This is a genomic window from Rhizobium sp. USDA 3886 (assembly GCF_056279785.1).
Genome location: NZ_JBWCDC010000001.1, coordinates 3,869,853 through 3,883,811 on the forward strand (window position 1 = coordinate 3,869,853; position 13,959 = coordinate 3,883,811).

Sequence of the window (13,959 nt, forward strand, 5' to 3'; positions counted from 1 at the left end):
CGCTTAATAGTCTCTACCCGCTCATGCGCAGCCGGGCTCGGTTGGTTCATCCCTATAAGTAGAAAAACCGGCCCGGGAAACCCCGGACCGGCTTTCAAGCTCGGGACAAATCGTCTTACTTCGCGGGAACCTGAAGCTCCTTGCCCACCATCAGACGGCGCGGGTCTGGATTGCCGTTGGCTTCGGAGATCTTCTTCCAGAGTTCGCCGTCACCGTAGAATTGCTTAGCAAGATCCCAAAGCGTGTCACCTGCCGCGATAACGTGGTTTGCCGGCGTCGCAGCAGGTGCAGTGGCTGCGGGAGCAGGTGCCGTCGCAGCTGGAGCCGCAGGCGCTGCAGCCTCAGCCGATGCGAGCGCCGTTATGCGGCCGTCGGTATAGGGCTTGTAGGGGTTATGGGCCGCCAGATATTCGACGGTCACGTCCGCGAGATCCGGCCCGAAATCATAGGCGTTCTTGCCGGCCGTTTCGAAGATCGAATAACCGTCGCCGCCGGCGCGCATGAAGTTGTTGGTGACGACACCGTAGCTCTTGGCGGGAGCGATCGGGACGAATGCATCGCCTTCCCTCGCTTGGACGTCGCTGATGCGGCTGCCTGCCGGCTTGGATTTGTCGAAGCTGTACTTCAGGCCGGCAACCTGCGGGAAGCGGCCAGCGCCCTCATCGATCTGGCTGACGCCGTTTTCAAGCGCCTTGACGATGTCCGCCCCCGTCAGCTGGAAAGTGGCCACCGTGTTCTGGAAGGGCAGGACGGTGATGACCTCGCCCTGAGTGATGTCGCCACCGTCGATCGAGGCGCGCAGGCCGCCGCCGTTCTGGATGGCGATCTGCATGCCCTGGTTTTTCGTGCGGTCCAGCATGGCGTCGGCGACGAGGTTGCCCATCGAGCACTCCTTGACGCGGCAAACCGTGCGGTCGCCCTCGATCGGCGCTTCGGATGCGCCGATGACCTTCTTGCGGAGTTCTTCGATCGGTTTTGCCAGCTCCTGGATACGGGCAACGAGGGCCGGGTCGGGCGTGAAGGAGGAGTCGATCAGGATCGGATCGCCCTTGGCGCTCTTGACGACGCCGCTGTCGTCGAAGTCGACGACGAGATCGCCGAGATACTTGCTGTAGGAGGCAGCCTGCACGACCGGCACCTTGTAGCCGCCCGGATTGTCTACCATCGTCGGGTAGGGGCCTTCCGCCTTCGGATCGGTGTTCGAAAGCAGGCTGTGCGAGTGGCCGCCGACGACCACATCGACATCCGGAATCTTGGCGATGGCTGCGAGATCGCGCGGATAGCCGACATGGGTGAGAGCGATGATCTTGTTGATGCCCTGCGCCTTTAGTTCCTCGATGGCGGCGGTGATCGTCTGGACATCTTCGGCAATCATCACTTTGGGGCCGGGAGAGGAAAGCTCTTCAGTATCATTGGCCACGGCCCCGACGATGCCGATCTTCTGGCCGCCGACATCGAGTACTAATGAAGGCTTGATGCGATCACCGACCTTCGCGCCGTCGGCGGCAAGGACGTTGGCGGAAATGACCGGGAACTGCACCTTGTCGAGGAAGGCGGCGAGGCCGTCTTCGCTGTCGTCAAATTCATGATTGCCGACGGTCATGACGTCGAATTTCATGGCGTTCAGCATTTCGGCTTCCGCAGTACCCTTGTAGGTCGTGTAGAAGAGCGAGCCTTGAAAGTTGTCGCCGGCGTTCAGCAGCAGGACGTTCTGGCCGGAGAGCGCCTGACGGCGCTGGTCAATCGCGGTCTTCAAGCGGGCGGCGCCGCCGAAGCACGCGTTCTTGCCTTCGTCCTCCGCCGAGCAGGTGGAATCGAACTTGTTGATCGACTCGATGCGTGAATGGAAATCGTTGATATGAAGAATATTGAGCTGGTAGTCCGCGAAGGCTGCGCCGGCGCTGAGGGCCAGCATCGATGCGGTCAACAGACCGAAGCTAAATGACTTGGTCATCCTGTTCTCCTGATTTGATGGCGAGGCCCGTACCCCTGACTCCGCCCTTCCCTTATTCGTTTTGGCGGTTACCCGGCGGGCGGATGTTTTCATCAACAATGACCGACCGCAAGTGCAAAAAGCTGTGTTTCCCGAGGTGCTTTCCAAAAGGCAAAAACGAAAAAAGCTCCCACTAAGGGAGCTTCTTCATTGAAGGTGGGCTGGGAAATTACATGCGGCGCGTCAACGTGAATTGCGAACCTGCATCCGAGGTGCAGTTCAGCTGACTTTGGTTGACGAGCGCGCAATTGACCTTCGACTGCGTCTTGCGAACCAGCGATGTCATGCTGATTTCGACCAGTGACGGCGAAGTGTTGATATACGTGCCGGACGCGAGCAGCTGGTTGCTGTCGGTCGTGCGGGTGGTGAAGGTGCCGGCCTGGAAGGTAGAAATGATGCCGTTCGGATCAGCCCAGGAACCCTCGACGCCGGTCGGCGCAGCGCGCGTCGCTACCGGCATGGGGCGGTCTGAGACGCAGGCGGCAAGCGCTGCCGCTGCACCCGCAAGGACGAGAATGTTTCTGAACGTCATATGGTTCTCCCGGCGATTCGGAGCGGACTCTATCCGCGAAAGTCCTGAAAAACATGGCCCGAGCCCGCCGCCATGGCAAGTCTCCTGCAACGATGAAGCGAAATTACACAGCAGGCGTTACAAAAATGTCCGCTTTTGCGCGGCAAATTGGGGCGAAGTTTCTGATGCTCTGATGATTAGCATTCCGTTTTAATTGACTTGCTCATATTAATGCCGGTGACGCGAAAACCAGCTGTCTCATAGACATGCTTGGCGCGCTTGTTATCCTCGGCAACGCGCAGCCTTATCTGCTCGAAACCTGTCTGTGACAGGTTGGCTTCCAAGGTATTCAACGCCTGCTTGCCAAAGCCTTTTCCCTGATGCTCTGCAAAGATATAGAAATCTTTGATGAATACGAAGCGCTTCGCTGGATCGGGCCGATACCAAAGATAACCCACGACGCACTCAATTTCCGACGCTTGGTCTATGACACAGAGCATGACTTCGCCGGGCGTGTTGACGCCAAGCGGCAGGTCATTTGCAATTTCCCGATTGGCCTGTGCCACGGCTTCATGGCGGGAAAGACCGTAATTGGCCGAGATCTCAGTGGCGTAATCCGTGATGAAATAATCGAGGTAAGCCGGATATTCGCTTTCACGCATTGGTCTGGATGAGATCACGGAGGGTTCCTCTCTATGAGCCTGTTGCCCCAGCAGTGTGCCATGTAGAAATAGGATTTCCCAATCGAGAAAAGTCGGGATGTCGCGCCTGGCGACCTTCACGCTTTTCGTCCTACCGAGAAGATCGTTCTCGGATGTGGAGTGGAGCGGATTATCTGCCGCCCCACTCCACTCGCCCCGCGTAGGTATTGATGCGAGTTTGAATCTCCCGGTTACGAACGGACCAGGATGTTCTTGAACTGCCAGGGATCCTTCGTATCGATGTCGTCCGGGAAGAGGCCCGGGCGGCCATCGAGGGGGGTCCAGTCGGTGTAGTGACCTTCAACCGGGCCGAGATAAGGCAGCTGCACTTCGAGGCAGCGCTTATAATCGATCTCGTCGGCCTCGACGATGCCGGCCTTCGGATGTTCGAGGGCCCAGACCATGCCTGCGAGAACAGCGGAGGTCACCTGCAGGCCCGTTGCGTTCTGGTAAGGAGCGATGCGACGGGTCTCTTCAAGCGAGAGACGCGAGCCGTACCAGTACGCATTCTTCTCGTGGCCGTAGAGGAGCACGCCGAGTTCGTCGATGCCATCCTCCAGCTCGTCCTCGTCGAGGACGTGGTGGACCGGCTGCGGCGTACCGCCGTTGCCGAACATTTCATGCAGCGACAGGATCGCGTCGTTGGCCGGATGGTAGGCATAGTGGCAGGTCGGGCGGAAGGTGACTTCGCCATCTTTGTCGCGGACCGTGAAATAATCGGCGATCGAGATCGATTCGTTATGGGTGACAAGGAAGCCGTATTGCGGGCCTGGCGTCGGGCACCATGTGCGGACGCGGGTGTTGGCGCCTGGCTGCTCCAGATAGATCGCGGCCTTGCAGCCCTTCTTCTGCTTCTTGGCGTTCTTCGGCATCCAGTTTTCATGGGTGCCCCAGCCGAGTTCGGCGGGCTGCATGCCTTCGGAGATGAAGCCTTCGACAGACCAAGTGTTCCAGAAGACGTTGAGCGGTTTCGGATGCTTGGTGCGCTGGGTGTCGCGTTCGGCGATGTGGACGCCCTTGACGCCGACCTTCTTCATCAGCTTCGCCCAGGCTTCGCGGTCGTGCTGATCCGGTTCTTCGAACTTCACGCCGATCTCGTTGGCGAGATTGACCAGCGCCTGCTTGACGAACCAGGACACCATGCCCGGGTTTGCGCCGCAGGTGGAGACAGCCGTCGCCCCGCCTGGGTTCCTTGCCTTTTCCTTGCGCACGGTTTCGCGCAGCGCATAGTTGGTGCGGTCAGCATTCTTCATGTTCTTGTCGAAATAGAAGCCGAGCCAAGGTTCGACGACGGTATCGATATAGAGCACGTCGAGCTTGCGGCAGAGCTTCATGATGTCGAGCGAGCCAGTGTCGACCGAGAGATTGACGCAGAAGCCCTGACCTCCGCCTTTGGTCAGAAGCGGCTTCAGGAGATCCTTGTAGTTGTCCTTCGTCACATATTCCTTGATATGGAGGATGCCGTACTTCTTCAGGATTTCCATATCGGCCGGCTCGTCGCGCGGGTCGATAACAACCATCCGGCTCTTGTCGAACTTGAAGTGGCGCTCGATCAGCGGCAGCGTGCCGCGGCCGATGGAGCCAAAGCCGATCATCACGATCGGACCGGTAATTTCGGCATATACCGGGTGGGTCTGTTCCGTCATTCTTTTCTCCTGTGGAAGGCGGCGAAGGCGATGAGCCTCTAAGGATTCTTCTGAAATGGCGCAAGAAATGCGAGGTGACCGGCTCTAATCATAAATCGGCGTCACAATAAAGAGCGTTTGCGGGAAATCGATTATCAGACAGGCGATAGCCGGCGGGCGAGCATGCGCAGCTTTGTGACGAGGGCGGCCTTCTGCAAGGCCAGACCTTTGTAAGCGGTCTGATGTTCGTCAAGCGTCTCGAGCTGGTTCGCGAAGCTTTGCACCAGTACTGCCGCCTTTGGATGATGCTCGATCGCGGCTACGGGATCGACATAGACGCGGATGGTGAAGACGATATCGCCGGAGCCTGGCAGCTTGCGCAATGTCTGGCGCTCGACACGGGCGAAGCGTTCAGCGAGTGTAAAGGCCGCGGCCTGCGGCGGACGGCGATGTTTGGATGCAGGCAGGAAAAGATCGCCTGTGGCGTTAACAGACCAGTTCATGCGCTCGACGGGCTGAGCGGTCTGCAGACTGTCGAAGATGCGGGTAATCAACGTCGCGTTGCGCGTCCCTTCGCCGAAACCGGGCACGTCTGCATGGATCGCCTGCATCGGCCGGCCAAACTTTTCCTTGAGCGACCAGGAAGAAGGGAAGGCAACGTAACCGGCGACGAGGTGCCAGCCGTCGTCCTTGCGGCGCATGATGACAAGGTCGTCGGCAATAAGTGAGCCGGCCTTCAGAAGTGGCGGAAGGGATGGCTCCCAGAGATCGACGGGTTTGCCGGCTACTTCAACAAGATTGCCAATGCGGCGGTAGAGAGCCGGATAGGCCTCGCAAAGGTAATTCACGAGAAGGTCGAGGCATTCCTGCTGTGCGGTTTCGGTGTCCTCCTCGGCCACGAAAATCTCATCCCGATGGGCTTCAAGCAGATGTTGCTTTTCGCCGAGATAGCGCGGCAGATCGGCATCCGGCTCGATCCAGCGGCCGATATCGAGCGGCATGAGGCCGATGGTGAAGGGTTTGGAGGAACCGTCATAGGGAGTGTAGGTCGGGAGCGTCATAGCGAAAGCCTAGCGTAACGCCGCGCGGTGGAACAGCTGGCGATTGTCCTTCTTTCCAATTGACGATCCCCGCCGCGCATTTGCGACTCAGCTTTTGAGAAGCTCCAGCCCCGCGGCCACCGTTGTCACCGCGACTTCCGTGATGTCGTACTCCGCAACGCCGTGGACTGCAAAGGGATCGGCGGCGACATAGGCCTCGATCTCGGCACGATTGCCGATGGCGAGAACCACGCCACCGGTGCGGGGGACTTTGCGGCCGGAGGCAAGGAACCAGCCCCGCGCATAGCCTTCCTTGACCCAGGCCATATGCGGCTCCATGAGCTTGTCGGCTTCTTCGTTCGGCTTCACATAAGTGAGCGCGAGGATAAACATGGCAGAATCCTTCCGGCTTATCGTTCGTCTTAGGATTTATGCGCGGCTCAGGTGGCAAGCCTTGCGGGTATGAGGCCGCGGAGAGAGTTTCCGACGAAAATCCGGCTGCTCTCCAGGTGGTTCATCCGAATGCGGCCCACCCGCGCCTTTCGCTGACAGATCAGTTCCGTGCGCAGCACGCCGGCGAGCAGGCCGCAGGAGATCGGCGGCGTGCGAAGGGTGCCGGAACCATTGTCCAGGAAGATCGAAGTGATCGTGCCCTCGCAGACTTCGCCGCGTTCATTCAGCATCAGCACCTCGTCGGCCTGGTGCGGCGTGTATTCGGCGCGGGCGGTCTCGTAGACGGCGCGGCGGGTGGTTTTGATCCGAAGCAGCTTGTCGGCGCTGTCGAGGCGCGTCGAAGCGATGCGGATGTTCCACACCGTGCCGGGTGCAAGTGGTATGAAGGGCGCGGTGGTGACTTCTGTGCGGCCATGAGCATCGAAGGTCAGCCGGATGCGCAGAGCGCCCGTCGCGCCCTGGACGGATGCATTGAGCTCGTCGAGCGCATGCCGCGGCTCGGGAAAGCCGATCCGCCGGGCGGATCGCGTCAGACGGGCAAGATGCAGCCGGAGGCGGACGAAGCCGGTTTCCGGCTCCCACCGCAATGTCTCCAGCAGCGAGAAATTGCTCATCGCGCGATCTCCTCATCGCCGATCGCGAAGCGGGCCTTGAGCAGGCATTCTTCATATTCGGCCTCAGCCGTGGAATCGAAGACGATGCCGCCGCCGACGTTGAAGATCGCCTTGCCGTCATCGAAGAGGCTGATGGTGCGGATCGCAACGGAAAAGCGCATGGAGCCCGTGGGCGAAATCATGCCGATTGCGCCGCAATAGGCATCGCGCGGCGTGTCTTCGAGTTCATGCAGGATCTGCATGGCGCTGAGCTTCGGCGCGCCTGTGATCGAACCGCAAGGGAACAGGGCGGCAAAGATATCGCGGATGGAAAGGCCGGGCAGCAGCTTCGCCTGCACATGGCTCACCATTTGGTGCAAGGTCGGGTAGGTCTCGATCTCAAAGAGCTTCGGAACATCGAGCGTGCCGACCTCGGTGATGCGCGAGATGTCGTTGCGTAGCAGGTCGACGATCATCCGGTTTTCGGCTTGCGTCTTCATGTCCGCCTGCATCGCCGCGATGATGGCGGCATCTTCGGCCGCGTCGGCGCCGCGCTTGGCGGTGCCCTTCATCGGATGAGTCTCGATCCAGCCTTCCTCGTCCGTCCGGAAGAAGAGTTCGGGAGAGCGCGATAGGATAATAGGACCGCCGAGATCGACGAGCGCTCCGTATTTCACGGGCTGACGTTCGATCAGCGACCAGAAAGCCGCGCGCGGATCGCCGTTCCAGCGTGCTTCGATGGGCATCGTCAGGTTTGCCTGGTAGCAATCACCCTGGCGCAGATGCCAATGCAATCGGTCGAATCGCTCTTTGTATACAGGAAATGCCCAAGCGGCTTTGGGCGCGGTCAGGAACGCCTCGTTTTCGAGGCGCTGTTTGGGCTGCGCGAGCGGATGATCGCCCTTTTGCGGGTCGTCGAAGATGCCGAAGCAAAGCAGCGGCGTCTGCCTGTTCTCTTCCGCGAAGTCTGCGAGCTTTTTCTCGAAGAGGTAGCCCGCCTCGTAAGATATATAACCCGCCAGCCACCTTCCCTGGGCTCTGGCCGCTTCCATCCGCACCAGGCCTGCAAAGAATTCATCACGCGTCCGGGCGGTGATAATCTCGGCGGGATCGGTGAAGAGCATCACTTGTCCGGTCGTGTCGTCACGGAAGAGGATGTGGGGTTGGAGGCCGATCATGGCGATGTTGTTCCGTGGGAATACCCCTCATCCGCCTGCGGGCACCTTCTTCCCGCTCGCCGGGGAGAAGGGATATGCCGCAGCGGCGGCTTGAAATCTCGACGTTGCGCGTGGCAGGTCCCGTCGCCCCGTTTGCGCGGAGAGGGTTAAGGTGAGGGGCAACTTCTTGCTTAGCCCCTATCCAACGCCTCAAGCTCATCGATCAGCCCTTCGATCATCGACAGGCCCTTGCTCCAAAACGACGGATCGGTGGCGTCGAGGCCGAAAGGTTTCAGGAGTTCGGAGTGATGCTTCGTGCCGCCGGCCCTCAGCAGCTCGAAATACTTGTCCTGAAAGCCCTTGTCGGCTTTCTGATAGACCGCATAGAGCGAGTTCACCAGGCAATCGCCGAAAGCGTAGGCATAGACGTAGAAAGGCGAGTGGATGAAGTGGGGGATATAGGCCCAGTAAGTCTCGTATCCTTCCGAAATCCTGATCGCGGGGCCAAGGCTCTCCGACTGAACCGAAAGCCAGAGCTCGCCGATGTCTTCGGCGGTCAGTTCGCCTGCCTTGCGGGCCGTGTGAAGCTCGCGTTCGAATTCGTAGAAGGCGATCTGGCGCACCACCGTGTTGATCATGTCCTCGACCTTCTGGGCGAGCATCGCCTTGCGCTCGCGCTTGTCCGCCGTCTTGTCGAGCAGCGCGCGGAAGGTCAGCATCTCGCCGAAGACGGATGCGGTTTCGGCGAGCGTCAGCGGTGTCTGGCACATCAGCGCGCCCTGTGCACCGGCCAGCACCTGATGGACGCCGTGGCCGAGTTCATGGGCAAGTGTCATGACATCTCGAGGCTTGCCCATGTAGTTGACCAGCACATAGGGGTGCGCCGAGGGAACCGTCGGGTGAGAGAAAGCGCCGGGCGCCTTGCCGGGACGCACGGGTGCGTCGATCCACTGTTCGTCGAAGAAGCGGCTGGCGATTGCCGCCATTTCCGGCGCGAAATTGCCGTAGGCCGAAAGAACGGTATCCTTCGCTTCGCTCCAGGAAATCACCGCATTGGAGGTTTCCGGAAGCGGCGCGTTGCGGTCCCAGAAATTCATCTGGTCCATTCCGAGCCACTTCGCCTTCATCTTGTAATAGCGGTGCGAAAGGCGCGGATAGGCCTGCTTGACGGCAGCCGCTAGCGCATCGACCACGTTGCGCTCAACGCGGTTCGCCAAATGGCGGCTGTCGGCGATATCCTCGAAGCCGCGCCAGCGGTCGGAAATATCCTTGTCCTTGGCAAGAGTATTGGTGATCAGCGTGAAAGTGCGGATATTCGCCGTGAAGGTTTCGGCAAGCGCCATCGCTGCCTTGCGGCGCGCTTCCGGATCCTTGTCCTGCAGTAGATTGAGCGCGACTTCGAGCGGCACTTTCTCGCCGTCGATATCGTAGCGGAGTTCTGCCATGGTCTCATCGAAGAGGCGGTTGAATGCAGCTGCACTCGTCATCGATTTTTCGAGGAAGAGCTGTTCCAGCTTGTCTTCCAGCTGGTAGGGCTTGTCCTTGCGCAGGTCGATCAGCCAAGGGCGGTAATGGCCGGCATCGGGGTCGTTCGCCATGCATGCATCCATCACCGCGTCGTCGATGCGGTTCAGTTCCAGCCCGAAGAAGAGAAGGTGGCCGAAGAATTCGGTGACCTTCGCCTGGACGTCGCCGTAGAGCTTGCCGTTCACCGGGTTGGTCGTATCGGAGAAATAAGTGAGACCCGCGAAAGAGCCGAGACGGCCGATGAGATCATCCAACGCCTCGTATTCCTTCAGCGCCTGGCCGATGCCTTCAGCGCCTGTTTTGGTCGTTGCCTCCGCCAGCTTGCCCTTCCATCTTTCTTCGAAGGCGATCGCGTTCCGGCCCGCCTTTTCCATGTCGCTTGTGAAGGCAGTCGAGGTGGCGGAGGGGTAGAGATCCTGCAGCTTCCAGACCGGAAGGTCGCCGAGCGCCGGATCAGCCGCGGCAGAGGCAACTGTTGCCGAAAAATTAAGACCGGCGCCGGGGAGCACGAAATTCATGGCTGGGTTCCTCTTCCTCATTTCGAACAGGTCTGACTGTCTAAGCGCCGGAAGGCCCCGTATCAAGGGGCTTTCGGGATGCCGGAGGCCCCGCTTCGATACGGATTCGGTGTCGCCACAATCGTTAAAATGCAATTATTTCTCAAAACTGGATGTTCAAGCCTTTCTGGCAGAGTGACCTCAGGTTTCGCATGAAGTGAGGCGACAATGACCGGTTATAGTGAGCTCAAGGGTGCAGGGCAGATTCTCGTGGTCGAGGACGACCCGGTACAGCGCCGTCTGCTGAAGAATGCAATCGAGCGTCACGGACATGTCGTCCATCAGGCTGAAAACGGCCGGATCGGTCTGGAGATGGTGAAGCGCGACGGTGGTCTCTTCAACGTCATCCTTCTCGACCTGATGATGCCGGAAATGACCGGCCTCGAATTCCTCGAGGCGCTCCATGAACTCGGCACGCAGATCCCGGTGATCGTGCAGACCGGGCAGGGCGGCATCGAAATGGTGGTGCAGGCCATGCGTGCCGGGGCCTTCGATTTCGTGGTCAAACCGGTTTCACCGGAGCGCATCGCAACCTCGATCGCCAACGCGATGAAGCTGGACCAGCGCGAAGTGCGGGCCCGCTCGGGCCGCCGCTCGCGCTCCGGCCTCGTCGGCTTCGATGACATCGTTTCCGCAAGCCCGGCAATGATCCGCGTCATCGATCTGGCGCAGCGTGCCGCGCAATCCACTATTCCGGTCGTGCTCGAAGGCGAGTCCGGCGTCGGCAAGGAATTGGTGGCGCGTGCCATCCAATCCGGCGGCGACCGCGCGGGTAAGCCCTTCGTGACGGTGAATTGCGGTGCAATTCCGCACAATCTCGTCGAAAGCATCCTCTTCGGCCATGAAAAGGGCGCGTTCACCGGCGCCACTGAGCGCCATACGGGCAAGTTCATGGAAGCCGACGGCGGCACGATCTTCCTCGATGAAATCGGCGACCTGCCGCTCGACGTGCAGGTCAAGCTGCTGCGCGCGGTGCAGCAGGGCGAAGTCGAAACCGTCGGCGCGCGGACGGCGCACAAGGTCAATGTCCGTCTCATTTCCGCGACGAACAAGGATCTGATCGAGGAAGTGAAAAACGGCCGCTTCCGCGAGGACCTCTATTATCGCCTCAATGTCTTCCCGATCACCATTCCGGCGCTGCGCAAGCGCAAGGAGGACATTCCGCATCTTGTGCGTGTCTTTACCGACCGCTTCTCATCCGAACAGAAGAACGGCCATCGCATGACGGTCAACGCGGGTGCGCTGGCATTGCTGACGGCCTATGACTGGCCGGGCAACATCCGCCAGCTCGAAAACGCGATCTTCCGAGCCGTCGTACTCGCCGAGGGCCCGGAACTTACCGAGGCGGACTTTCCGCAGATCGCTGCCCAACTGCCGCAATATGACGTGGTCGACCACCTAGCGCTTGTTGCCGACAATACGCATCGCGAGCACGAAGTGGACCTTGCAGAATATCACGTTCCGCCAACCTTTGCGGGCGAGCCGTTTGGGCACCCCAACGAGGTGCCTGAGAATGCGATCGCAAGCGTCAATCCGGCCGGCGAAGTGCGCAAACTTGCCGACGTCGAGGAAGAATTGATTCGATTCGCTCTTAAATTCTACCGCGGCCAGATGAGTCAAGTGGCAAGAAAACTCGGCATCGGACGTTCAACGCTTTACAGAAAACTGAAAGATTACGGTATCGATCCCGACAATCCCCAGAAAGACGCGGCATAAGCGGCGTTCCGTTAATATTCCCGCAAGCATGTTCTGTTACCCGTTATAAACCACTTGTTAGTCGATCGTTGACTATGTAAAGAAAAGGTTGATCGTCTGTGGCATTTTTGCCATCGTGTCACCGCATTTGACAGTCATTGGGACAGCTCGGGGACCTGGGCAGCCTGACGGGGATTGAGTTTGCCGGATCTGAATGAGAACACCAAGCCTTCGCGCTTGAGCTGGCGTACCCTGTGCGCCGACATTGGCGGAAAGGCGGTTAGGACGGCGACGGCTGCCCTTCTCGCACTCACGGTTTCCTCACCAGTATTCGTTGGCACACCGTCCGAGGCGGCAGGTGAAACGCGCAGTCTGAAACTCTACTTCATCCATACCGGCGAAAAGGCCGTCATCACCTACAAGCGCAACGGTAGGTTCGACCCGAAGGGTCTTGGGCAGCTAAACCGATTCCTTCGCGACTGGCGCAAGAACCAGCCGACAAAGATGGACCCCCATCTTTTCGATCTCATCTGGGAAGTCTACCGCCAGAGCGGTTCCAGGGACTACATCAACGTTGTCTGCGGCTTCCGTTCGCCCGCCACCAATTCGATGCTCAAGTCCCGTTCGCGCAATTCCGGCGTCGCCGAAAAGAGCCAGCATATGCTCGGCAAGGCGATGGACTTCTTCATTCCGGATGTGAAGCTTGCAAAGCTACGCGCGATCGGCATGAAAATGCAGGTCGGTGGCGTTGGCTTTTATCCGAAGTCCGGTTCGCCCTTCGTGCACATGGATGTCGGCGGCGTTCGCGCTTGGCCGCGCATGAGCCGCCAGGAGCTGGCGCAGCTCTTCCCGAACGGCAACACCATTCACATCCCTTCTGACGGCAAGCCCCTGCCGGGCTACCAGCAGGCGATGGCCGACTACAAGCGCCGGGTGAGCACCAATCAGCTCGTCATGGCAAGCGGCGGCGACACCGAAACGAGAAAGCCGAAGACATTGTTCGCGGCCCTTTTTGGCGGCGGTGCGGACGAGGAAGAGGATAGCGCGGAGGAAGCCGCTCCGGTCGCGGTTGCCAAGGCAACGCCGCCGAAGGCCGAAGCACCGGCTGCTGCCGAAGCTGAAGCCCAACCGACCGAGGTTGCCGCTGTGAATGCGCCGGTGCCGCAGGTTCGTCCTGCCTTTGCCGGCCAGCTTGACGGTGGCGAAGTTGCAAATGCGCTCATTTCGCCGAATTCCGGCAATGCTGCGCAACAGGCGCTTGCTGCTGCCACCGAACAACAGGGGCAGCAACAGTTCGCCGATCTCAGCACGTATCACGTTCCGGTTCCTTCGCTGCTTGGCCCGCGCAACGCGCCGGGTGATGCGGAAGTGGCATCCAACGATCCAACGGTTCCGACCCCGGCCGATCGCCCGGCACTCGCTGAAAATCTGCTTGCGGCAGCGGCCGCGGATCCGGAAGCGGGTGCGGACGAAGCCGAAGCGGATCAGCTTTCCCCGGCACTCGCTCAAGCGCTTGATCAGAACAATGTGGTCGACAAGCAAGTGGCTGCCCTTGCACCCGCCACGGTCGAGCAGGCCATCAGCGCGGCAATGCCTGCGGCTAAGCCGGTTGAGAAGAAGGCGCCGGTACAACTTGCCGCGCTTGCTCCCGTCAAATCCGCAAGCTTCGGCGACGCCTTCGACCTGCCGCAGACTTCCGAGGACGGCATTGCCAACGGGGTTGCGACCAAGGGTGGACGGCCGACGAAGGAGGCTGCCGCCGCTGCCGACGCAAGCCGTGCAACGGTCCGCACCGAGCCGAAGCTGACGCAAAAGATAATTTCGCGGTGGGCGCTGACCAATTCGCGCATGGAAATGATCACGAAGCCGGTCAAGGCCCCTCGCTTCGTCAGCCAGACGCTGCGCGCCCAGCCGACGGCCGTCTATGCCGAAGGTTTCAACGTCAAGACCGCGTCGATCGATCCGGACCGCTTCAGCGGCTCGGCGGTAAACTTCATGGAAGTGCGCAAGTTCAATACGAACTGAGCAGGTTGATCAGTAACAACGACCAGGCCGCCGGAGAAATCCGGCGGTCTTTGTTTACGCGCTGGGCACATCCTCCCGCACT

Annotated in this window: 10 protein-coding genes and 2 pseudogenes; 3 read left to right on the forward strand and 9 right to left on the reverse strand. The window is 59.9% G+C overall.

Annotated features, from left to right (window positions below):
• Positions 1 to 115: 115 nt before the first annotated feature.
• The 9 genes from ACZ9BX_RS19350 to ACZ9BX_RS19390 all read right to left on the reverse strand — a co-directional run bounded on the left by ACZ9BX_RS19350 (position 116) and on the right by ACZ9BX_RS19390 (position 10,118).
• On the reverse strand, positions 116 to 1,954 hold the full coding sequence (locus tag ACZ9BX_RS19350; protein ID WP_476219665.1) for a 5'-nucleotidase C-terminal domain-containing protein: 1,839 nt from the start codon (positions 1,952 to 1,954) through the stop codon (positions 116 to 118).
• A gap of 208 nt (positions 1,955 to 2,162) precedes the next feature.
• Positions 2,163 to 2,525, reverse strand: coding sequence for an outer membrane lipoprotein Omp10 (gene omp10, locus ACZ9BX_RS19355; protein ID WP_027508040.1), 363 nt, complete (start codon positions 2,523 to 2,525; stop codon positions 2,163 to 2,165).
• Positions 2,526 to 2,701: 176 nt separating this feature from the next.
• Positions 2,702 to 3,286, reverse strand: coding sequence for a GNAT family N-acetyltransferase (locus ACZ9BX_RS19360; protein ID WP_476219667.1), 585 nt, complete (start codon positions 3,284 to 3,286; stop codon positions 2,702 to 2,704).
• Between the two features lie 110 nt (positions 3,287 to 3,396).
• Positions 3,397 to 4,851: a homospermidine synthase gene (locus ACZ9BX_RS19365; RefSeq protein ID WP_476219669.1), complete on the reverse strand. Its 1,455-nt coding sequence runs from the start codon at positions 4,849 to 4,851 to the stop codon at positions 3,397 to 3,399.
• Positions 4,852 to 4,985: 134 nt separating this feature from the next.
• Positions 4,986 to 5,891: a heme-dependent oxidative N-demethylase family protein gene (locus tag ACZ9BX_RS19370; RefSeq protein ID WP_476219671.1), complete on the reverse strand. Its 906-nt coding sequence runs from the start codon at positions 5,889 to 5,891 to the stop codon at positions 4,986 to 4,988.
• 87 nt (positions 5,892 to 5,978) lie between these two features.
• Complete coding sequence (locus ACZ9BX_RS19375; RefSeq protein WP_027508043.1) at positions 5,979 to 6,263, reverse strand: YciI family protein; 285 nt, start codon at positions 6,261 to 6,263, stop codon at positions 5,979 to 5,981.
• A 47-nt stretch (positions 6,264 to 6,310) separates the two neighbouring features.
• Positions 6,311 to 6,937 (reverse strand): aminotransferase class IV family protein, encoded by a 627-nt coding sequence (locus ACZ9BX_RS19380; RefSeq protein ID WP_476219673.1) that lies wholly within the window; start codon positions 6,935 to 6,937, stop codon positions 6,311 to 6,313.
• The gene (locus ACZ9BX_RS19385) at positions 6,934 to 8,094 is read right to left on the reverse strand and encodes an aminodeoxychorismate synthase component I (protein ID WP_476219675.1); all 1,161 of its coding nucleotides are present in this window, start codon (positions 8,092 to 8,094) and stop codon (positions 6,934 to 6,936) included. The genes ACZ9BX_RS19380 and ACZ9BX_RS19385 overlap by 4 nt, the downstream gene beginning before the upstream one ends.
• Before the next feature lie 170 nt (positions 8,095 to 8,264).
• Positions 8,265 to 10,118, reverse strand: coding sequence for a M3 family oligoendopeptidase (locus ACZ9BX_RS19390; RefSeq protein ID WP_476219676.1), 1,854 nt, complete (start codon positions 10,116 to 10,118; stop codon positions 8,265 to 8,267).
• A 207-nt stretch (positions 10,119 to 10,325) separates the two neighbouring features.
• Here ACZ9BX_RS19390 and ACZ9BX_RS19395 point away from each other — a divergent pair.
• From ACZ9BX_RS19395 to ACZ9BX_RS19405, 3 genes and pseudogenes are all read left to right on the forward strand, one after another.
• A pseudogene (locus tag ACZ9BX_RS19395) lies at positions 10,326 to 11,583 on the forward strand (sigma-54-dependent transcriptional regulator); the annotation flags it as partial.
• A gap of 74 nt (positions 11,584 to 11,657) precedes the next feature.
• A pseudogene (locus tag ACZ9BX_RS19400) lies at positions 11,658 to 11,873 on the forward strand (helix-turn-helix domain-containing protein); the annotation flags it as partial.
• 180 nt (positions 11,874 to 12,053) lie between these two features.
• On the forward strand, positions 12,054 to 13,877 hold the full coding sequence (locus ACZ9BX_RS19405; RefSeq protein ID WP_476219677.1) for a peptidoglycan L,D-endopeptidase MepK: 1,824 nt from the start codon (positions 12,054 to 12,056) through the stop codon (positions 13,875 to 13,877).
• Positions 13,878 to 13,959: the final 82 nt, after the last annotated feature.

Coding starts and splice junctions, on each gene's coding strand:
- ACZ9BX_RS19350 (WP_476219665.1), bottom strand. CDS start 1,954: ATGACCAAGTCATTTAGCTTCGGTCTGTTGACCGCATCGATGCTGGCC.
- omp10 (WP_027508040.1), bottom strand. CDS start 2,525: ATGACGTTCAGAAACATTCTCGTCCTTGCGGGTGCAGCGGCAGCGCTT.
- ACZ9BX_RS19365 (WP_476219669.1), bottom strand. CDS start 4,851: ATGACGGAACAGACCCACCCGGTATATGCCGAAATTACCGGTCCGATC.
- ACZ9BX_RS19370 (WP_476219671.1), bottom strand. CDS start 5,891: ATGACGCTCCCGACCTACACTCCCTATGACGGTTCCTCCAAACCCTTC.
- ACZ9BX_RS19375 (WP_027508043.1), bottom strand. CDS start 6,263: ATGTTTATCCTCGCGCTCACTTATGTGAAGCCGAACGAAGAAGCCGAC.
- ACZ9BX_RS19380 (WP_476219673.1), bottom strand. CDS start 6,937: ATGAGCAATTTCTCGCTGCTGGAGACATTGCGGTGGGAGCCGGAAACC.
- ACZ9BX_RS19385 (WP_476219675.1), bottom strand. CDS start 8,094: ATGATCGGCCTCCAACCCCACATCCTCTTCCGTGACGACACGACCGGA.
- ACZ9BX_RS19390 (WP_476219676.1), bottom strand. CDS start 10,118: ATGAATTTCGTGCTCCCCGGCGCCGGTCTTAATTTTTCGGCAACAGTT.